The organism is Acidobacteriota bacterium (assembly GCA_018268895.1).
Classification (GTDB): domain Bacteria; phylum Acidobacteriota; class Terriglobia; order Terriglobales; family Acidobacteriaceae; genus Edaphobacter.
In genome coordinates this window covers 148,254-168,463 of the sequence record JAFDVP010000012.1, presented here as the reverse complement: position 1 = coordinate 168,463, position 20,210 = coordinate 148,254, and the positions used below count along the sequence as shown (strand labels likewise).

The 20,210-nt window shown below is 59.3% G+C and carries 18 protein-coding genes and 1 pseudogene; 10 read left to right on the top strand and 9 right to left on the bottom strand.

All coding sequences use genetic code 11. From position 1 onward, the window contains the following. Positions 1–36: 36 nt before the first annotated feature. Positions 37–1,581, bottom strand: coding sequence for an anthranilate synthase component I (trpE, locus tag JSS95_14280; GenBank protein MBS1800978.1), 1,545 nt, complete (start codon positions 1,579–1,581; stop codon positions 37–39). A gap of 267 nt (positions 1,582–1,848) precedes the next feature. On the opposite strand from trpE, the gene JSS95_14275 reads away from it, so the two are divergent. Then, positions 1,849–3,162, top strand: a complete 1,314-nt coding sequence (locus JSS95_14275; GenBank protein MBS1800977.1) for a Glu/Leu/Phe/Val dehydrogenase — start codon at positions 1,849–1,851, stop codon at positions 3,160–3,162. A gap of 129 nt (positions 3,163–3,291) precedes the next feature. Here JSS95_14275 and JSS95_14270 read toward each other — a convergent pair whose 3' ends face one another. Next, positions 3,292–4,779 (bottom strand): Ig-like domain repeat protein, encoded by a 1,488-nt coding sequence (locus tag JSS95_14270; protein MBS1800976.1) that lies wholly within the window; start codon positions 4,777–4,779, stop codon positions 3,292–3,294. A gap of 92 nt (positions 4,780–4,871) precedes the next feature. Here JSS95_14270 and JSS95_14265 point away from each other — a divergent pair, with 92 nt between their 5' ends. Further along, positions 4,872–5,495, top strand: a complete 624-nt coding sequence (locus tag JSS95_14265; protein MBS1800975.1) for a hypothetical protein — start codon at positions 4,872–4,874, stop codon at positions 5,493–5,495. Between the two features lie 105 nt (positions 5,496–5,600). Beyond that, positions 5,601–6,308 carry a CDP-diacylglycerol--glycerol-3-phosphate 3-phosphatidyltransferase gene (gene pgsA / locus JSS95_14260; GenBank protein MBS1800974.1) on the top strand — a complete coding sequence of 236 codons (708 nt, stop codon included), beginning with the start codon at positions 5,601–5,603 and terminating at the stop codon, positions 6,306–6,308. 17 nt (positions 6,309–6,325) lie between these two features. Here pgsA and JSS95_14255 read toward each other — a convergent pair whose 3' ends face one another. Together JSS95_14255 and JSS95_14250 are read right to left on the bottom strand one after the other, a co-directional pair. After that, the gene (locus JSS95_14255) at positions 6,326–6,691 is read right to left on the bottom strand and encodes a DUF5615 family PIN-like protein (GenBank protein ID MBS1800973.1); all 366 of its coding nucleotides are present in this window, start codon (positions 6,689–6,691) and stop codon (positions 6,326–6,328) included. After that, entirely contained in the window at positions 6,688–6,918 is a 231-nt protein-coding gene (locus JSS95_14250; GenBank protein MBS1800972.1) for a DUF433 domain-containing protein, read from the bottom strand. Before JSS95_14250 ends, JSS95_14255 begins: the two co-directional genes overlap by 4 nt. 55 nt (positions 6,919–6,973) lie before the next feature. Between JSS95_14250 and JSS95_14245 the strand changes: the two are divergent. Then, positions 6,974–7,135: pseudogene (locus JSS95_14245) on the top strand (CDP-diacylglycerol--glycerol-3-phosphate 3-phosphatidyltransferase). A gap of 46 nt (positions 7,136–7,181) precedes the next feature. Here JSS95_14245 and JSS95_14240 read toward each other — a convergent pair. Then, positions 7,182–7,712, bottom strand: coding sequence for a DUF1566 domain-containing protein (locus JSS95_14240; GenBank protein MBS1800971.1), 531 nt, complete (start codon positions 7,710–7,712; stop codon positions 7,182–7,184). Positions 7,713–7,805: 93 nt separating this feature from the next. Here JSS95_14240 and greB point away from each other — a divergent pair, with 93 nt between their 5' ends. Next, complete coding sequence (greB, locus tag JSS95_14235) at positions 7,806–8,396, top strand: transcription elongation factor GreB (GenBank protein ID MBS1800970.1); 591 nt, start codon at positions 7,806–7,808, stop codon at positions 8,394–8,396. Between the two features lie 29 nt (positions 8,397–8,425). On the opposite strand, the gene JSS95_14230 is transcribed toward greB, so the two are convergent. Together JSS95_14230 and JSS95_14225 are read right to left on the bottom strand one after the other, a co-directional pair. Beyond that, the gene (locus tag JSS95_14230; protein ID MBS1800969.1) at positions 8,426–11,590 is read right to left on the bottom strand and encodes an Ig-like domain repeat protein; all 3,165 of its coding nucleotides are present in this window, start codon (positions 11,588–11,590) and stop codon (positions 8,426–8,428) included. Between the two features lie 433 nt (positions 11,591–12,023). Continuing rightward, positions 12,024–13,571: a fumarate hydratase gene (locus JSS95_14225; GenBank protein MBS1800968.1), complete on the bottom strand. Its 1,548-nt coding sequence runs from the start codon at positions 13,569–13,571 to the stop codon at positions 12,024–12,026. Positions 13,572–13,648: 77 nt separating this feature from the next. Here JSS95_14225 and JSS95_14220 point away from each other — a divergent pair, with 77 nt between their 5' ends. After that, the gene (locus JSS95_14220; protein MBS1800967.1) at positions 13,649–14,071 is read left to right on the top strand and encodes a hypothetical protein; all 423 of its coding nucleotides are present in this window, start codon (positions 13,649–13,651) and stop codon (positions 14,069–14,071) included. Between the two features lie 44 nt (positions 14,072–14,115). Beyond that, the gene (locus JSS95_14215; GenBank protein ID MBS1800966.1) at positions 14,116–15,516 is read left to right on the top strand and encodes an aspartate ammonia-lyase; all 1,401 of its coding nucleotides are present in this window, start codon (positions 14,116–14,118) and stop codon (positions 15,514–15,516) included. Between the two features lie 32 nt (positions 15,517–15,548). Here JSS95_14215 and JSS95_14210 read toward each other — a convergent pair whose 3' ends face one another. Continuing rightward, entirely contained in the window at positions 15,549–16,238 is a 690-nt protein-coding gene (locus JSS95_14210) for a hypothetical protein (protein ID MBS1800965.1), read from the bottom strand. Positions 16,239–16,399: 161 nt separating this feature from the next. Here JSS95_14210 and JSS95_14205 point away from each other — a divergent pair, with 161 nt between their 5' ends. After that, positions 16,400–16,975 (top strand): cytochrome c, encoded by a 576-nt coding sequence (locus JSS95_14205; GenBank protein ID MBS1800964.1) that lies wholly within the window; start codon positions 16,400–16,402, stop codon positions 16,973–16,975. 21 nt (positions 16,976–16,996) lie between these two features. Further along, on the top strand, positions 16,997–17,518 hold the full coding sequence (locus tag JSS95_14200) for a cytochrome c (protein MBS1800963.1): 522 nt from the start codon (positions 16,997–16,999) through the stop codon (positions 17,516–17,518). Between the two features lie 99 nt (positions 17,519–17,617). Here JSS95_14200 and JSS95_14195 read toward each other — a convergent pair whose 3' ends face one another. Continuing rightward, positions 17,618–18,817 carry a DUF481 domain-containing protein gene (locus tag JSS95_14195; GenBank protein ID MBS1800962.1) on the bottom strand — a complete coding sequence of 400 codons (1,200 nt, stop codon included), beginning with the start codon at positions 18,815–18,817 and terminating at the stop codon, positions 17,618–17,620. A gap of 370 nt (positions 18,818–19,187) precedes the next feature. Between JSS95_14195 and JSS95_14190 the strand changes: the two genes are divergently transcribed. Next, complete coding sequence (locus tag JSS95_14190) at positions 19,188–19,919, top strand: GvpL/GvpF family gas vesicle protein (protein MBS1800961.1); 732 nt, start codon at positions 19,188–19,190, stop codon at positions 19,917–19,919. The last annotated feature ends 291 nt before the right edge of the window (positions 19,920–20,210 follow it).

Genomic DNA, 20,210 nt, shown 5'->3' with positions numbered 1-20,210 from the left:
AGGCACGAGTGGGACATCGAGCGGATGCACGATCCGCTAGCCGCGCGCCCGCTCGATGGCCCGCACCACGGCCTGCGCCTTGTTCCGGCACTCCTCGAACTCCTTCTCCGGCACCGAGTCGGCCACAATTCCCGCACCCGCCTGAATGTGTCCGTGTGGGCCGTTCATGTAGAGCGTGCGGATGGCGATGCAGGAGTCGAGGTTGCCGCTGAAGTCTGCATACAACACGCTTCCGCCATACACACCGCGCCGCGCAGGCTCGAGTTCCTCAATGATCTCCATCGCGCGAACCTTCGGCGCGCCGCTCAGCGTCCCCGCGGGGAAGCAGGCGCGGAAGGCATCGATCGGGGCCAGCCCGGCCTTCAGCTTTCCTTCAAGCGCGCTCACCAGGTGCATCACATGGCTGTAGCGCTCCACGAACATCAGGTCCTTCACCTTCACGCTACCGAACTCGCTGACGCGGCCCACGTCGTTGCGGCCCAGGTCGACCAGCATGATGTGCTCGGCGCGTTCCTTCTCGTCGGAGCGAAGCTCTGCCTCGATGCGGCGGTCTTCCACCTCGTCGGCGGAGCGGTGCCGCGTTCCGGCGATCGGCCTGTACTCCACGTCGCGGCCGTGCACGCGCACCAGCAGCTCCGGCGACGACCCAACAATGTGGTGCGCCACAGGCTTCTTCTTCGAAGAAGTGGGCGCACCACGTCTTGCTTTTGAGACGTGGGTTTCATCCAGTCCGAAGCGGAGAAAGTACATGTACGGCGAAGGGTTCACGATACGCAGCGCGCGGTAGACCTCGAAGGCATCGACGCCGGGCTCGCAGTCAAACCGCTGCGACAGCACGCACTGGAACACGTCGCCCGCAGCGATGTACTCCTTCGTCTTCTCGACGCCTTGCAGGAACTTCGCCTTCGCCGTGCGCGGAACCAGCTTCAGCTTGCCCTGCGGCTTGCGCTTCTTCATCGCGGGCAACGCGCTTGAGAGTCTTTTCTCCAAACGATTAAGCCGCTTTACAGCGCGAGCATAAGCGCCTTCGCGCTTCTCGCGCGCAAGGTCGACCGTCACAATCAGGTGAATCTCTTTCTTTACATGATCGAAGGCCAGCACCTGGTCGAAGAACATCAGGCAGGCATCGGGCACTCCAAGTTCGTCCTTGGCGGTCGCGGGCAGTTTCTCGATCTGCCGCACCACGTCATACGCAAAGAACCCCACTGCGCCGGCAGTGAAGGGAGGAAGTCCCGCCAGTTTTGCAGGTTTGTGTCCACTCAGCGACTGCTTCAACTCCTTGAAGATGTCGCCAGTAAACTTTATTTCCTTTCGCCCTTCACGAACCGTGATCGCATTGCCACGGGCGATCATCTTCTTGTAGGGCTCGATGCCGATAAAAGTGTAGCGCCCCACATGTTCGCCGCCCTCGACCGACTCCAGCAGGAACGCCTCCGGTTCCTCAGCCGCGATCCGCAGAAAGGCCGAGACCGGCGTCTCCAGGTCGGCGGCAACCGTGCGGTAGACGGGAACCAGCGTGTGATTGCGGCTCAGCTTCTGGAAATCTGGTTCCTGGGGCAGGGAATTGGTCGTCGCAGGCATGGCTTTCTTCATCATAACCGGGCCTGCCTGCATCGCCGTATGGCGCCGTAAGCAAAGATGATTTGCGCCATCTGGCGGGAGGCGCGACGAAGCCGATATGCGCGTCACCAGGCGGCTTGCCATCCATTGCTCGGAAGTGGTACGTAACCCCCTTTGATTCGTTTGCGAAGCCCGCTTTCAACGTCCTATACTCCGGGAGGTTTTGGCCACAGACCGGTCTGGTCAAAAGCGTATGCTTGCTTCGTCTATTTATCAGGGAGCAAAACGATGGCCGGAGAATCGCTGATACCAGCAACGGAGCAAAGGGAAATAACGATGCAAACGCTCACCCTCGAGCAGGAGACCAATCCCTGGGAGGCCCAGGCTGCTCGATTCGACTTCGCCGCTAAAAAACTCAACCTCGACAACGGACTCTGGAAGGTCCTTCGCCAGCCCTCGCGCGAGATCATCGTTCACATCCCCGTCGGCATGGACGACGGCTCGATCGAGGTCTTCACCGGCTATCGTGTGCAGCACTCCGTCGCACGCGGCCCGGCCAAGGGAGGCATCCGCTACGGCCCCGACGTCTCGCTCGACGAGGTCCGCGCCCTCGCAAGCTGGATGACGTGGAAGTGTGCCGTCGTCAACATCCCCTTCGGCGGGGCCAAGGGCGGAGTCATCTGCGATCCCAAAAAGATGTCGCAGGGTGAGCTCGAGCGCATGACGCGCCGCTACACCGCTGAACTGATCGAGTTCATCGGCCCGGAAAAGGACGTTCCCGCCCCCGACATGAACACCAACGAGCAAACGATGGCATGGATCATGGACACCTACTCCATGCACATGCGGCAGACGGTCAACGCCGTCGTCACCGGCAAGCCGGTCAACCTCGGCGGCTCGCGCGGCCGCCGCGAGGCTACCGGCCGCGGCCTGGCGGTCGTCTGCGACGAGGCATTGAAGGTGCTCAACATGCCGGTCGAAGGCTGCCGCGTCATCGTGCAGGGCTTCGGCAATGTCGGCTCCAACGCCGCCCGGCTCCTCGCTGAAAAGGGCTACACGGTCATCGGGATCGCCGAGTACGACGGTGGGCTCTACAACTCCAACGGCATCGATATCCACGCGCTGCTCGAACATCGCAGGAACGCGGGCACCGTCACCGGCTTCTCCGGCGCCGAGGCCGTGGATCCGCACGAGCTGCTCACCTACAAGTGCGACATCCTCGTTCCTGCTGCGACAGAGAACGTCATCACCAGCAAGAACGCAGATAAAATTCGCTGCAAGATTCTCTGCGAGGGAGCCAACGGTCCCACAACACCTATCGCCGATGAGATTCTCGCCGACAAGAAGGTCTTCATCATCCCCGACATCCTCGCCAACGCTGGCGGCGTAACGACCAGCTACTTCGAGTGGGTGCAGGACCGCATGGGCTACTTCTGGACCGAGGTCGAGGTCAACCAGCGGCTCGACCACATCATGGCCGAGAGCTTCCACGACGTGATCGCCTATACGCAGAACCACAACGTCAACAATCGCATCGCAGCCTACATGCTCGCTATCGATCGCGTGGCCTACACCACGCGCCAGCGCGGCATCTACGCCTGACGCTGTCACGGAAATCGGGCACCCCACATCTCGATTCTGAGATGTGGGGTTTCTTGATCCCCCAAAAAGTGCGAAGCACGCAGTCGAGGAACCTGCATTCTGACCGTCCTACCTCGATACCCGAGTGCTCTAAGGTTTCACCACCAGCGTCACTTTCTGCGAAACCGAAAACCCGCCCGCGCTCCCCGTCACGGTTACGGTATACGTTCCCGGCCGCGAGCCAAGATCGGTGCAGTTCCCCGTCCCACATCCCGTCATCGCGCCCATCGCCAGCACGGCACAAAGCGCAATCAGCAAACTCTGCAAAGCGCGCCTCCGCTGCGGCACAAGAAACGCAAACAGTCCCGCCAGTATCGGCCCGATAAGCGGAACTCCTGCCGCACCGTAAGGCGCTGGAGTCGCACAGTCGCGCGGAGCCACAGTCCTGATCTTCAAAGCGCCCGCTGTCAGAAGGCACGATGCCTCGTCCGGCAGCCCGCTGCAACTCACGCTCATCGCTTTGGCAAAGATTGACCCCGCCGCGACCTTTACCGGAACGACCGCAGTACCCCCTGCGGTTACCGTCACCACGCTCTCGCTGAGCGTGAAGCCGTCGGAGGGCTGGGCCACGGCGGTAACAGTCATGGCCAGCACACCAGAGACGCTTGGAGCCGTCGACGCATCGCCCGCGTATCGAGCCACAATACTGTGTCCGCCCACGCTGAGCGACGATGTGCTCCACGCCGCCACGCCCGACGCGTTCAGCATCGAGGAGCCAAGCACCGTTCCTCCCTCAACGAACGCGACCATTCCCGTAGGAGCGTTTGTTCCCCCGGTCACATGTGCGGTGAAGGTAATACTCTCATTCGCAGCCACCGGGTCTGTACTCGCGTTCAGCATCGTCATCGACGCCGACAGGGCTGCCGTTACGTCTTCATCCAACTCCGCGCTTGTCGAGCTTACCGAATTCGCATCTCCCGCATAGACAGCCGTAATCGCATGTGTTCCTGGAGCGACCATCAGCACCGGCAACGCAGCCCGCCCACTGCCATCCACCGCCACAGATCCCATGGACACTGCGCCATCGAAGAACCCTACCTTGCCTGCAACCGGCCCATGTTCTCCCTGCACCTGCGCGGTGTAGAGCACGTTGCCGCCGGCAGCTATCGGATTCACAGAGCTTGCCATCGTGGTCGCCGTCGCGTCCTGCTTCACCACAACCGTCACGGCGTTTGAGGTAGCCGGCGCATGCGTTGCGTCGCCGGAATACGCCGCCGTAAAGACATGCGTCCCCGCGCCAAACCCCGTGGCGACGCTTGGCGGACAACTTGCGCCGTCCGCCAGCGTCAGCGTACAAAAACTTGTCGGGCCATCGTAGAAGGTGACTGTTCCCGTCACCGCGGAGCCATCATTCGCCGTCACCTGTGCCAGCCCATCCACAGCCTCGCCGTAAAACACCGTCAGCGGCGTCGTAATCTGCAGCGACACCGTGCTCGGCACCTGCGCGACGCTCTGCCCCCCCACAACCGGGGCCGAAGGCGGCGGCTCAAGCACAGGCGCCGACACAACCTGTCCGCCCCCCACGCGCACCGCCGTCAGCAGGACAAGCATCGTCATCGTGAATCGAAAGATCGGCATAGGCTCATTCGGCAGACGATCTCTTTATCGGCATATCGCAACCGAAGAACAGCCGCCGGAGTAAAATCCCTCGCAGCAGGCAGGAGACGGAGATGCGTATTCAAACCACGGCAGTTCTTGTTGCGGCTTTATTGGCAGGTCCATCTGTCCTCGCGCGAGGCAAGAAGGAAGTCCTGCCGCCCTACGTCCTTACGGCAAAAACCGTCTCCGTAGTCATCGACCCTGCCTCCGGCATCTCGCCCGAAGACCCCCTCGCCAACCAGACCGCCCGCAAAGACGTCGAAAAGGCATTGGCGAACTGGGGGCGGTTCGAGCCCATGCTCACCGGTCAGCCCGCCGACCTCATCATCGTCGTGCGCCGCGGGCAAAAGCATCTCGTCAACGAAACCATGCCCGACCCCCGTCAGAACGACCGCGCCGGAGTCATCAATCCTTCTGACGACGGTGTCCAACTCGGCGGCAAGCACGGCCAGCCCGTGAACACCGATCCTGTAGGCGCAACACAGCAGGGAGCCACGCCCTCCATGCAGACCGAGATCGGCCCGCAGGAAGACAGCTTCGCCGTCTACAACGGAACTCTCGCCCACCCCCTCGAAGCTCCACCGGCATGGCGATACATGGCCCCCGGAGCGCTTCGCCCCCACTCCGTTCCCGCCGTCGATGAGTTCCGAAAGGCCGTCGCCGCAGCCGAAAAGGCAGCCCAGACAAAGCCTTAGTAACACAGGGTTAATCTGCGGGCGAGCCATTGCTGCAATGTGGCAGAATGACAGGTATCCGCTCCGGTGCACCTCTCCGGTTCCCGGAGCGTCAAACCACTACGGATGAATCTGCCCAACTCCATCACGATGAGCCGGATCGCAGCGATCCCGCTGCTCATCTGGATACTCTCGCCCGCCTTCCCGCTCCAGGGGCACGGCCAGGTCGGCCTGCGCGGCGGCGAGCAGGAGATCATCGCCTCGCTCGTCTTCATCCTCGCCGCCATCACCGATGGAGTCGACGGTTACCTCGCCCGCAAACGCGGCCAGATCACCACCATGGGCATGCTCCTCGACCCGCTGGCCGACAAGCTCATGGTGTCCGCCGCCTACATTGTGTTGGTGGCCTACAACCCGCGCATCGTGCCCCCGTGGATCGCCGTCCTCGTCATCGGCCGCGAGTTCCTCGTCTCCGGCCTGCGCTCCATTGCCGCCACCGAGGGCTTCACCATCGAGGCCTCGGAGATCGGCAAGCTGAAGACCGTCATCCAGATCGTCTCCGTCGTCGCCGCCATCCTGGCCCACCGCTGGGACTACTGGCTCTGGTTCCCGAACTTCCACGGCGGATTCGTCATCGCCGTGCGCTTTATCGCGCTGACGGCGATCTACTGGATGACCATCGTCTCCATCATCTCGGCTGTCGACTACTTCGTAGGCTTCTGGAAGAAGATCGACCACGCCTCCGAGAGCAAGCGCAAACGCCGCAGCTTTGTCCTAAGCCGCAAGGCCAAGCCCACCCAGCCCTCACCGGAACACCCCTCCCGCATCGGCTAGGAAACGGCGATCCAGGTTCACTTCAAGGGGAGTAGCCTCACCCTTGTACGCTGTGGATCAATTGTTAGAAGAGCTCCATCCGCGAGCTCAGCCGCCATTTGATGTAGCGCTCCGGCAACGGATGCTCCAATAGTTTCGGGTCGCAGATCATTGGCTCGAATCTGAACGACGCTAGGCTTCTCACCATGAGTTGCAGCGAGAATTGTGCTGAAGTCGAGATCATGTGTCAGCACAATCAGATCGTTCGCCGCGGCGTATGACATCAGTTCTGTATCCGCAGCGTCTGCCCGTCCAACCGCTGACCAGTGCACTGCCTCAAACTCTTGACTCGCAAGAAACTCAACCCATCGAGGGGACAGATTCATATCAACCAGCAACTTCATGCCGTGGCCAAGAGAACCTCGCGTTCTTCAGAACGCCAGGCCGCATACTGCAAGGCTTCCAGAATGTCTTCGCGGGTTAGATAGGGATAGTCCTCGAGAAGCTGGTCAATGGAAAGTCCGCCGCCGATCTGGCCAACAATCATGCCAACCGTCACACGCGTTCCACGAACACACGCCTTACCGCCCATCACCTCAGGCTGTTGCGTAATCCGTTCCAACTTGCTCATAACGCCGCTCCTTCCAAGAAGGATACCCTATTGCAAAATCGCCACCACGCCCAGCATCGCGCTGACGGCGATCTACTGGATGACCATCGTCTCCATCATCTCGGCGGTCGATTACTTCGTAGGCTTCTGGAAGAAGATCGACCACGCCTCCGAGAGCAAGCGCAAACGCCGCAGCTTCGTCCTAAGCCGCAACAATCTTTCAAGTGAGCGACTTTAGACGACTTATGAGGAGTGATCAAATCCGTTCATCAAGCAGTTTTCGATCAAGGGTTATTAGGTGGTTGATTTTTTTGAACTGTTCTTACGCAAAGTGCATACATAGTGTCGCCTTCGGCCCAATCCTCAAATCCGGCCATCGTCTTCCCCACGCGATAGTCGAATGCCGAGTATTTGTTCGGTGAGAGCTTCGTGCTGCTCCAATGTCGATCGCCATTGAGTAGAAGACCTCCATTCACATGCAGGTCGCCGTTCCAGCGCATGATGTCGCTACTGCCCACGTGTTCGGTGGCGTATGCCTGTAGGTTCACAAGGCTCACCAGTTCCTCAATGCTCGGTAGTCTCCAGTTTGAGTAGCCTTGAGTCCTCAGCTTTTCGCAATACTTGGCTGCTTTGTGCCAGCCCATGCGCTTATCGCTGTCTTGGGCTACCCACATGAGGCCGGTCGAAGCATCGATCCAGTAACCTTGCTGATGGGTTTTCTGAGCCATATCAGGAGTCCAGTTCGAATGTTGTGCATAAGCTCCAGCACATAGCAGAACCAGGAATGCGGCAAGTTTTGGACCGACGTTCCTCATCCAACTCCTCTCAATGATGAGTAATAGTAAACGCCGTTATCGGATGTTCAACAAATAAGTACCCACTGACCTCGTACTGGTAGAACTAACAATATGAGAAAAGGATTTACCCGGCACCCACAACCGGACCAGCCGGCAACGCAAGTCAGAAACTACATAACACCTGGCGGCCTGCAGCGCCTCAAAGAGGAGCACCAGTTTCTTCTCTACAAAGACCGCCCCGCCGTGGCGGCGGTGGTGGGGTGGGCTGCCGGCAACGGCGACCGCAGTGAAAACGCCGACTATCAGTACGCCAAGCGGCGGCTGCGGCAGATCGATGGACGCATTCGCTTTCTCTCAAAGCGAATTGAAGCCGCAGAGGTGGTGGATCCGGAAGCTCCGAGATCGGGCCTGCGCCAGACGAAAGCATTCTTCGGCGCGACGGTGCTCTATGCCAATGCAGCGGGGGCGGAGCGATCGGTGAGCATCGTAGGCACAGACGAGGTCGATCTCGACCGCAACCATGTCAGTTGGATGTCCCCTCTGGGGCGCGCGCTCATGAGGTCGGCTGAGGGAGACAGCGTCGTCCTCGATGCTCCAGGCGGCAAAGAAAACCTGACGGTACTGGAAGTGCGCTACGAGCGCATCGCTGTAGAGCCGTTCCGCGAACCTCCTGGGTCCTACGCAGCCGAAAAACAGTCATAGAACGCGCAGGAGTCGGAAGAGAGGGAAGGCTACGGTGTTACGGTTAAGGTCAGCTGCACGGTTCGAGTAATTCCGGCGGTCGTGCCGGTCGCTGTAACCGGTATCGTATATGTGCCCGGCGTCGCCGATGGCGGAATCCTGACGGGTGGAACGCTGCCTGAAGCGCCTTTGCCTCCGCAGCCGTTAAGTATCCCGGCGATACAGGCGAACGCTAGGAAGAGGCCGCAGAGGCGTACTCTTGATCGCACGCGGGAGCGAAGTCCTACGAAAGAGAGCAATCCGACCGGGCAGAGCAGAACCGCCAGGGTTGCCACTGAACGGCGAGTGGGATCTAAACGCATGGCGTAGCCAGGAACAGAATCGGTGTCCACGGACAAGACAACAGAAGCTGATCCTCCCGAGGCGAGTGCGGATGTGGACGGGGTAAAGCTGCAGCTGACGTACTGGGGGAGCGTGCCGCAGGCGAGCGAGACACTGTCAGCGAAGCCATTGAGGCTGGAGAGCGTCACTGAAGTGGTTGCGTGGTGCTGGGTCTGGATCGTCAACTGTGGGTTCGAGAGAGCGAGCGTAAAGTCTGGGGGAAGCTGTATGGTCTCGAGCAATGGGGCTGATGTGCTTCCGGTGTGCGTCGCATCGCCAGAGTAGGTGGCACTGAGCGAGTGCACGCCGATGGCGAGAGCGGATGTGTTCAGTGTTGCATTCCCTTGGGCATCGAGAGGGAGTGAGGCAATCGGTGCAGCACCGTCGAGGATGGTGACAGTTCCAGTAGGGATACTTGAGGGACTTTTCACCGTGGCGGTGATGGCGACGCTGCTGCCGGGAGCTGCCGGGTTGGGCGAGGCCGTGATGCCTGTACTGGTTGGGAGGTTGACGACCTGTAACAGGGCCGCTGTGATGGTTTGTGGCCCTTGGTCAAGCCGAAATGCGGCAGTAAGCGTATGCGTACCAAAGGTCAGGCTGCTGGTAGAAAAAGACGCGGCTGATGCTGTACCGCTTATTGCGGTCAATGACACTGCTCCAATTAGTTTTGTACCGTCGCTCAAGTACACCAATCCGGTAGGAGGAGCTAGGCCGCCGCAAGTGTTGACGACCGAGGAGGTAAAGGTGATGGACTGGCCAAGGGTCCCTGGATTGGCGGAGGAGACCAGAGTGCCACATGTCGAGTTGCCGGTGATGCTTACCTGCACAGTCTGGCTGTCCCCATCGAATCTCGGTGTGGGAGAAAAGGTGGCGGTGATGTTGTGAACGCCTGGAGTAAGGGTACTGGTGGAATACGTAGCTACGGCTGTGTTGCCCGTGCCCGGCACCAGGGCTTGGTTGGAGAGGATAGAAGCACTTTCAGTGAATGCCACGATGCCGGAGGGTGGCGAGGTAGGAGACGCGGTGCTGGTGACGGTGGCCGTAAAAGTAACCGATTGCTTGTAAGCCGCGGGATTGGGGGACGGGGTGAGAACAAGGGTTGACTGCGGCGCCGGAACACGCACATAAACGACGGTGCTTGTTGCAGGAGAAAGAGACGTAGAGCCGGCGTAGCTTGCGGTGAACCGGTAGATGCCTGCCGGGAGTTTGGGGAGACTGATCGTCGCGGTGCCGGTTGCGTCAGCATTGACGGGAGGGAGAGGAACATCATCCTGAAGAAAGGTGATGGGAGCAGAGACGGGGCCGCTGGGCGAGCGCAGAATCGCGGTCAGGGTAATTGGCTCCGGCCTGAGCTGATAGTAGGTAGAGGGGGTAAGTGTAAGGGTGGAAATGGCCGGAGCCTGGGAGCCTGAGGCTTCGTAAGCACCCATGTCGATTACGGGATAGCCGATGCCTTTTGCATCCTGCACGCGTGGGTTTCCATCGGGATCAGTGTCGGCAATGCCGAAGGCCGAATTATTCGCAGCGTCGACTGACGGCGATGAACGGCTCAAATGCAGGTCCGTGGAAGAGGCAAAGAGCGGATTTGCGGAGATGTTGCCGTTGAGTCCGATAAAGGATGCGGCGTATCCGCAATCGTTCAGAAAGAGCGCAGCAGAGGAAGGTTGCGCGTTGTAAATGTCATTGTGGTCGAAGATGGGCGGAGTTCGATTGACGCTGGATACTCCTCCTGTGGAAGAGCAATTGATGACAGGGGAGACGGAGGAATTGCCAATGATTAGGTTGTTGAACAAGGCCATCCGCGAGTAAAAATCGCCGAGAACAACCTCGGCGAGTGGGCCGCCACCTGTGTTGTCGTAATACGTACCGGAAGTGACGTTGTTGTAGAGGGTGTTGTTGGTGGCGACCATGGTAACCGGCGCTACGCCATAAGGGGTAGAACCAAAGAAGGGAAAATAATCAAAATACAAACCGCCGTAGCGGTTGTTATAGATCAGGTTCTGACGAACAATGACGTGCACATCGTCATCGGCGCGCTGGCCATCGCTTACACCAATTCCTCTGGTAGTTCCGCGTACTATGTTGTTCTCGATGAGAACGGGACTGGTAGCGGTCACGCCTATGCCCGGGCCAGAACAGAAGGTGCCATCGCCTTCGATGAGGTTGCCGCTGATGCGAGTCTGCACCTGCGTAATCTGACCAGCGAGCATGTTGCTGACCAGATTGATGCCGTTCAGCGCGTACACATAGCAGTAACCTTGGCTGGCACTTGGAGCGGTTGTGATGACATGGTTATTGAGGATGTTTACGCTTCCGCCTTGAACAGTGATGCCATAACCCCAGTTTGAGCGGATGATGTTGTTCTGAATGGTGGCAAAGCCGTATGCAACGATTCCGCCATTAGAGGGTGAAAGCGAAGTGGCTCCGTTCTGGATGGTGAAGCCGTCGAGGGTAATGTTGAACCCAACACTGGCGTAAATACTAGCGACCACATTCTTTTTGCCGCCGTCCAGGATCGTCAGCGCTGCTCCTTTGTCGCTTCGGACAGTAATCGATTTGTTCTGAACCAGGAGATTTTCGTAGTACGTGCCAGGCGCAACCAGGACAGTGTCGCCATTCTGAGCCGCATCGATGGCAGCCTGTATGGTGGGTTGGTCTGCTGGAACATGTATCGTACTCTGCGCACGGAGAGCCCGCGTTCCCGTCAAAAGAAGAATCGCGACGGACATGGCAACGAGCAGCAGAGATCTGACGCCGTCCAGTGTTGCGTGGGCAGGGCAAAGCGACCGGCAGGCCCGTGTCGGGGCGATTGATACAAGTGATACAAGATTCATAGGGTCTTGGCCACCCTATCATCTAGTCAGCTTCAGTTGAAAGACAATTTCCAGTGGGCTGCGATAACACACTGCAGGACGGAGTTGAAAACCGCTCGAATGGTCTCAGGCCATTCACTATCTCGCGGTGACTCGTTACGTCGCCAGGGTTCATGCCAAAAACCTGTCAAACCCTATCGGGTATAAATTACTGAATATAAACAACATAAATCTACCGATCAGTTGCCCCGAACAGATACAATTGAAGAAGAAACAAAAGCCCCTTGAGATCATCTCTCAAGGGGCTTTCTCTTTAACCCAATCGATTCAAGACTTTACCGCTTTACGCATCTCGCATCTCAGGGTTTTCAACACTTTACCGGCGAAGCAAAGACCGAAGTCCAAGGCTAAAGCATGATTTATGAATACTTTGCCCCAAAACAGGGGGAGGGGGTTACTGCAGAATCGGCACCCCGCCCAGCGCACCTGCGATCCTCGCCTGCCACTCTGCCGGCCCTGTCTGGTGCACGCTCGTGCCCTTCGAGTCCACTGCCACCGTCACCGGCATGTCGACCACGTCGAACTCGTAGATCGCCTCCATGCCCAGGTCGCCGAAGCCCAGCAGCTTGCTGCTTCGAATCGCCTTCGAGACGAGGTACGCCGCGCCACCCACGGCCATCAGGTACACCGCGCCAAACTCCTCGATGGCGTCGATTGCAGCCTGACCGCGCTCGGCCTTGCCCACCATACCCAGCAGACCCGTCTGCTCGAGCATCTGCCGCGTGAACTTGTCCATGCGCGTGGCGGTCGTGGGGCCTGCGGGGCCGACGGCCTCTTCGCGCACGGCGTCCACCGGGCCGACGTAGTAGATGAATCGGTTCGTGAAGTCCACCGGCAGCTTCTCGCCCTTGTTCAGCATGTCGGTCATGCGCTTGTGCGCGGCGTCGCGGCCGGTTAGCAGCTTGCCGTTCAGCAGCAGCACCTCGCCCGGCTTCCACGTCTTCACCTCTTCGCGGGTGACGGTGTCGAGGTTCACGCGCCGAGCCTTGGATGTGTCGTAGGTCAGCTCCGGCCAGCTCTCGAGCGACGGCGGCTCCAGCGCCACCGGCCCCGAGCCGTCGAGGTGGAAGTGTGCGTGCCGCGTCGCCGCACAGTTGGGGATCATCGCAATCGGCAGGTTCGCCGCATGCGTCGGGTAGTCCAGAATCTTGATGTCCAGAACCGTTGTGAGCCCGCCCAACCCCTGCGCTCCGATGCCGAGCTGGTTGATCTTGCGGTAAAGCTCGATGCGAAGGGCTTCTATTTTGCTGACAGGCTCGCCGGCTGCTTCGCGCGCGATCAGCTCCTGCATGTCGATCGGGTCCATCAGCGACTCCTTCGCCATCACCATCGCCTTCTCCGCCGTGCCGCCGATGCCGATGCCCAGCATCCCCGGCGGGCACCACCCCGCGCCCATCGTCGGCACCGTCTTGAGCACCCAGTCCACAATCGAGTCCGAGGGATTCAGCATGGCGAACTTCGACTTCGCCTCGGACCCGCCGCCCTTGGCCGCGACCGTCACATCCACGTCGCCGCCCGTGACCATCTCCACCGAGACGACAGAAGGCGTGTTGTCGCCCGTGTTCTTACGCGAAAACGCCGGGTCGGCCAGGATGCTAGCCCGCAGCTTGTTGTCCGGCAGCAGGTAGGCGCGGCGAACGCCCTCGTCGACCATCTGCTGCACGGTCATCAGCGGCTTCCCGTCGTTGTCCCAGCGAGCCTCCATGCCTACCTTCACAAAGGCGGTCACAATGCCGGTGTCCTGGCAGACGGGCCGATGCCCCTCGGCGCACATGCGCGAGTTGATGAGGATCTGCGCCATCGCGTCCTTCGCCGCAGGCGACTGCTCCAGCTCATAGGCGCGCGTCAGGTTGGTGATGAAGTCCTCAGGATGGTAGTAGCTGATGTACTGCAACGCGTCGGCGACGGACTGGACGAAATCGGCTTGCTTGATGGTGGCCATGGCACCATCATTCTAGGGTTTCTGAAGTATCGTTGTCGTGGTTGTCATTTCAGATGCGCGGTTATCGAAAGGGTCTAATGGACCGAGGTTTATTACTAAAGTTGATCTGGAAAGACAACGATATGGTTGAGGCACGACTGTCATCGTGGAACGGAGAATTTGGTGGGACAGCCGATATCTATCTCTCCTATGGAGTCCTCCCCGAGATGGCTCATGTCTTTGACGGGTTTCCGCAAAGGCCAAGCGATGTACGGGAGTTCATACTAGGCGATCTTGATGGTGCCGGGTGTGGCGGAGCCTCAGTTCGTTTGCACAAAATCGATCTTGCAGGTCATATGGCAGTTACGCTCACCGTACTAACTGGTACTCGAAATGGAGCAAACCAAACGGTAACTCTACATGCACCTATTGAGGCTGCGGCGGTGGACAATTTTGTCGCGGAACTTAAGAAAATCGATGACGAGGTAGGCCCTACCGCATTTCTTAGGTTTAATACCTAAGTTTGCGATGTTCTACGACATCCAATCTGCAGGAGATAAAAGCGATGTCGAAAAAGCGTAGTGAGACCGACTCGTTAGGTGTAGTTGAAGTCCCCGCCTCTGCCCTCTACGGAGCGCAGACCACACGAGCTGTAGCCAACTTTCCCATCAGCGGCCTGAGGCCGAGCCCGTTCCTCATCCGCGCGCTGGCGATGATCAAGCTCGCGGCAGCGGAGGCCAACGCCGAGCTTGGCCTCATCACGCCGGAGCAGGGAAGGGCCATCGCGCAGGCGGCGCAGGAGGTGCTCGACGGCAAGCACCATGAGCACTTCGTCGTCGACGTCTTCCAGGCGGGGGCGGGCGTGAGCCTGCACATGAACACCAACGAGGTGCTCGCCAACCGCGCCGGGCAGATTCTGGGCGAGCCGTTGGGCACCTACAAGAAGGTCCACCCCAACGACCACGTCAACTATGGCCAGTCGACCAACGACGTCTTCGCCACGGCTATGCGGCTCTCGGCGCTGCTGGCGCTCGAAGATCTGTATCTGGTTCTGGATAGCTTGACGTCAAGCTTTTCCAAAAAGGCCGACGAGTTCAAAGACATCCTCAAGGCTGGCCGCACCCACATGCAGGACGCCGTGCCTATCACCCTCGGGCAGGAGTTCAAAGCCTACGCTGTCGCAGTCAAAGAGGCGTCTGTTGCGATCCGACGCAACGCCGTTACGCTGCACTCGCTCGGCCTCGGAGGCTCGGCGGTTGGGACGGGGATCAACACCCATCCCGACTACCGCGCCCGGGCCGTGGCGAAGCTGGCGAAGATCGCGAAGCTGGAGCTGCACTCCGCCTACGACCTGCGGTATGCCATGCAGTCCTGCGCGCCGATGGCCGAGGTCTCGGGAGCGCTGCGCACGCTGGCGCTGGAGATGATCCGCATCTCCAATGACTTACGGCTGCTGTCTTCGGGGCCGAACACCGGCCTCAACGAGATTCATCTGCCCAGCCTGCAACCCGGCTCGAGCATCATGCCGGGCAAGGTCAACCCCGTTCTTCCGGAGCTGACCGCGATGGTCTGCTTTCAGGTCGTCGGCAATGACACGGCGACCGCGATGGCGGTGCAGGCGGGGCAGCTTGAGCTGAACGTGATGATGCCCGCGATGGCTCACAACACGCTTCAGTCGATCACTATTCTTACCAACACGCTGCGTGAGCTGGATGTGCATTGTATTCAGGGGATTACGGCCAACAAGGAGCGCAACGCCTTCTACGCCTCCAGCACCATTGCGCTGGCGACTGCGCTCAACCCATACATCGGTTACCGCAAGGCGGCGGAGCTGGTGAAGGAGTCGGTCGCGTCGGGGCGGTCGATTGTGGAAATCGCGCGCGAGAAGAAGCTGTTGAGCGAGGAGCAGATCGCCGAGATTCTCGACCCAAAGAATATGACCGAACCCCATGCCAAAATTACTTAGCGTCGGAGTTCGGCCGTTATCTTGATATCAAGCTACTTGATGTGCCCGAAGCGATAGACGATGCCGACGTTCACCCCGACGTTGTTCTGCAGCTTCCCGCCCCAGGTGGAGCCCAGGTACTGGGGGGTCACGCGAAAGGCGAGGTTGGGGTAGAAGTTGTAGTCGAGGTTGACGCCAGCCGAGAAGACGGCGCGCGTCTCCGAGGGCCACAGGCCGAGGGCGGTGGCGGGAATGCCCTTCGAACCTGAGTCGAACTTGCCGATGCCTGCACCGGCGGCGCCGAAGACCGTGGCCGCGTACTTCTCTTTCACGTAGACGCGATAGGCGGGGCCAAACTTGAAGGTGTACTGCGAGATCTGCGGGTTTTCGATGTTATAGATCGTGTTGCCGACTTTGGCGTTGCCGTAGGAGCCCTGCACTTCACCCAGGATGCCGAACTTCGGATTGAAGTAGCGGGTTCCGGAGACCCAGAAGGTGACCTCGTTGTTCTTCTGCAGGAACTCGCCGGAGCGGAAACGGAGATAGCCGCCGCCGCCGCCGACCTCCCACTGGTGGGAGTAGGTCTCCTGGATGGTGCGTTCGATACGCGCCTTGCGGTTGGCGTTGGACTCGCGACGGGTGCGATGGGCCGACTGCGCCTCAAGCGAAGTGGCTGTGCTTGCAACGGCGGTGGCGATCAAGAGGGTTGCGACAGACCTCACACTGAACCTGAAACCGAACATCAACGAATACTCCTGCACTGGCTGGGCTCTTGCTATGGTGGAACCGGGGGCCGCGCCGCCGGAGAGACTCAAACCGCGGGCCAGTTCTTATTAGAACATTGACGGCGGTCCTGTGAGTGCGCGCGGGCCGGAATCGCGCCGCAAAGGGGTAGATATTTTTCATGGCAAGAAAGAGCGGCAAGGGCAGCGGCGCGGGGAAGGTCTTCATGGGGTTCCTGCTTGGTGTGGCAGGGGCGGCAGGGGCGGGGTATGCCTGGCTGCACTATGGAGAGAACCCGTCTGCTCTGCGAGGCAAGCTGCCGTCGATGCCCGCGGGGCTGACCGGGGAGTCTTCTGGCCCCGATCATTCGGGCGATCCGTCGAAGACTGCGGTTGAGTCGGCGAAGAAGACCCCGCCGTTTGGGACCAGCGAGGATGTCTTCGAGGGTGGGGCGCACGTCTATCGCGCCCGGTGTGCGAGCTGCCATGGGACGCCCGGACACGATGCGACGCTGGGCGGTCACTCACTGCCTGCGTCACCCCAGTTGTGGAAGAAAGGGAAGGGAGGGGCTATCGGTGTGAGCGCAAAAGATCCCGGCGACATATACACGCAGATCGCTCACGGACGGCATAAGGCCGGGATGGCTCCGTTCGCCACAACGCTTCCCGACACGCAGATATGGCAGGTTACGCTTCTGCTGAAAAATGCCGGTACAGAACTGCCCGATCCGGTGATAAACATTCTGGAAGGCAAATAGGCACGATTAGGAGCGAAACCGATGGCGAAGCTGTTTTGGGGTTTTCTGCTGGGAGTGACGGCTGTAGCAGTTGGCGGATTTCTCTATCTGCGTTTTTCAGCATTGCCGGTTGCGGTAGCAGATAAGGCATTTCCGTTTGAAAAGGAGCTGGTTCGCCTGCCGCTGCACAGCCGCATCGATCGCGAGAAGAAAGACCCTCCGTTTGGGGTAAGCGAAGATGTCTTTGAGGCGGGTGCGCATATCTATAAAGCACAGTGTGCGAGCTGCCACGGAACTCCCGGCCACGACGTAGTTTTTGCGGCGAAGATGTATCCATCGGCACCCCAGCTTTGGAAGAAGCATGAGAAGTCCGAAGTGGTGGGCGTAAGTGATGACGAGCCCGGCGAGACCTATTGGCGGGTTGCTAATGGTATCCGGCTTACCGGTATGCCGTCGTATAAGGGCACACTCTCAGAGACCGAGATGTGGCAGGTGAGTCTGCTGCTGAAGAATGCGGACAAGGAGATGCCTGACCCGGTGAAGCAGATTCTGGAAGGACAGTAGAGTTCCCCGGATGTTCAGGGATAACGGAAGACCCTATTAATTAAAAGTCGATGGCCCCGGATAAATTCGGGGCCATCGATGTTTGTAGCCGTGCCGTTTCTAGCGGAGGGTATACGTGACTCCGGTGATGAACTGCATGGAGTTCTTCTTGAATCCGATGGCCGGATTGTTGAGGTAGTTGTCGAGGAAGTTCACGCTCAGGCTGAAGCGGTGGTAGACAGGCAGCGCGAGGCCAAAGGCGCCGATCGTGGACCAGGCGTTGGTGTTGTTCCACGACTGGATGTAGGTCCCGCTCTGCGTAAAGAGAATCTTGCCCGGGAGTGTGCGTTTGTAGGCTTCGCCGAAGGTGGAGCCGATCAGATTCTGGTCGGGGCTTGAGACGGCGGGTAGTGGGTACTGGGTGAAGTGCTGGCGCTCGTAGTGAACGTCGGCCTTGGCGTCGAGCTGCTGCACGGAGTCCAGAAGGATGGTGTAGCCGGCGCCAGCCCCGTAGATCTGCTGGAGGGCGAGGCCCTGGGAGAAGTTGTGGTCGTAGGAGACGCCGCCGAGCATGTAGAAGCGCGAGGTGAAGTACTTATCGTGCTCGAAGTCGGTGTGGAAGATGTTGGTCTTTGCGACGGAGTCGGGCAGGTTGGTTGGGTTGGGAATGACGGGCTGCGTCAGTTTGCCGTAGGTCTCCAGCAGGTTGAAGGTGCTGCGGGTGCGCAGGGGAAGGTAAGCGGCCTCGGGGATAGTGCGGACGAGCGAAGTTCCCAGGGTAAACGTCTGCCCGTAAGAAGTTGATTGTAGGACGGTTGCTCCTCCGGTGATGGATCCGTTCCATCCCTTGAAGGGGCCTGGGTTGCCGTTGAGCTCCTTGTTATAGGTTGCACCGTCGACGATATAGGCGATGTTTTTCGAGGGAATGGTCTCGCCCGAGGCGGTTTCCCTGACGGAGTCGTCGACCATGGTGATGGCGGTGGCCTGCCTGGGCTGCCGGGTGATCTTCTCGTCTTTCTTCAGGACCACGAAGTTGCTGGCCGAGCGCATCTCTTTGACCTTGTCGAGGGGGATGGTCACTTCGCCGACGGCATCGCTCTTGAAGACGAGACTGGTGCCGACGCTGCGCTCGAGCTTGCCGGTCAACTGGTCGCCGTTCTTGAAGACGACGACGTCGGGGGGCGGGGGAGCGGGCTTGGTGGACGGGCTCTGGGCGAGAACGGGGGTGGGACTTGCGGAGAGAAAGGAGATCAGGCCCAGGGTAAGGGAGGCCAGCCCGCGAACGCAGAGAGGCAAAAGTTTTTTCTTGGAAGGTGTCATCAGTCGTTCCAGGCCAGTTCTAAAGATTGTTGTAACTCACGGATTTTAGATAGGGTTTTCGGGGATCAGGGTTGCGTCCATAGGGGCAGGACTCAACGATTTTACCTGTAAGGGGCGATCTATCCGCAGATCAGCGATGCAGCAGGAGGGTTTTCGGTGCATTTTCCATGCTGGAGTGTTGCCAACCGTCTTTCGATAGGAATACTATCCTTTCGGATTCGGTTCAGTTCGCTTATCGCGCACGCGCCAGAATGCAGAACATATTGCAGATGAATCGCTTGCTGACACCTTTCGTATCAGTGTGAGTTACAAACAAGCTGCTCGCATGGGCGGTTGCGCCCTTGGAGCGTCTCAAAGAAAGGTAGGACAAATGGCTTGGTATGCCTATTGCATCGCAGAGAGACTGGCCTTTCCGGAGCTGAGCCGTCATCGCCGGCCGATGCCACTTACCGGAGTCACGGGCCTGTTTGGCAATCAAACATTTCTTTTTCCCGCCAGTGACCTGGCGGTCATTGTCTCCGAGCACAGCGCAGAAGACAGCGCCCGTATGGATCAACAATCGCAAAAAGACCACGCCCGGGTCATTGCGGACTGCTTCAAACACTCTACGGTTCTGCCATTCCGGTTTGGAACGACATTTCAGGATGACGACTCGCTTCGCCGCTCTGTCCGGTCGAACCAGCGGCATTTTTTAGCGAATGTCGAGCGGCTGCGGGGCAAGGCGGAGATGCACCTGAAGGTGCTGGTCGACGACATCTGCCCGGGAACGGCCTTCCGGGATATGACGGTGGGTCAGCAGTACCTGACGAGTCTGCGCGAGAGCGCGAGCCGTCAGAGGGAGCGCCAGTCGAAGGCGCGTGCCCTCTCGGTGCAGATGCACCGGATGTTCCTGCCGCTGGCAGAGGAGATTACCTGCAAGCGGATGGAGTCGGGCAAGATGCTTCTCGATATCGCCCACCTGATCGATAACAAGACGATCGAGCGGTATCAGAACAAGTACACGTCGGCGCTGCAACAGATGAAAGAGTGCCAGATGCAGCTCTCTGGTCCCTGGCCGCCGTATCACTTTGTGCATCGGTCGAATACGCATCAGCACGCGTAGTCTGCGTGAGACTTGCTAAGGCGAGGCTTTTCTCTCAAAAGAGATGAAAAGCCTCGCCTTAGCAGTTTTAGCAGTTAATGGCAGTCTTTGGAGATTTCGCCGGGCTGTGTTGGAGTGGAAGCAGAAGAGAAATACGGGATCTTCCCCTTCGCTTCGCTCGAGGGTCAGAATGACGACGCGAAGGGGCGTAGCTCAGAATGGCGGCGTGGCCGGCGAGGTTCGCCGATTGCTCAAGGAGAAAGTGCATGATGAACGTTGCAGGCCGACTGGTCTTTGCGGTTTTGATCGTTG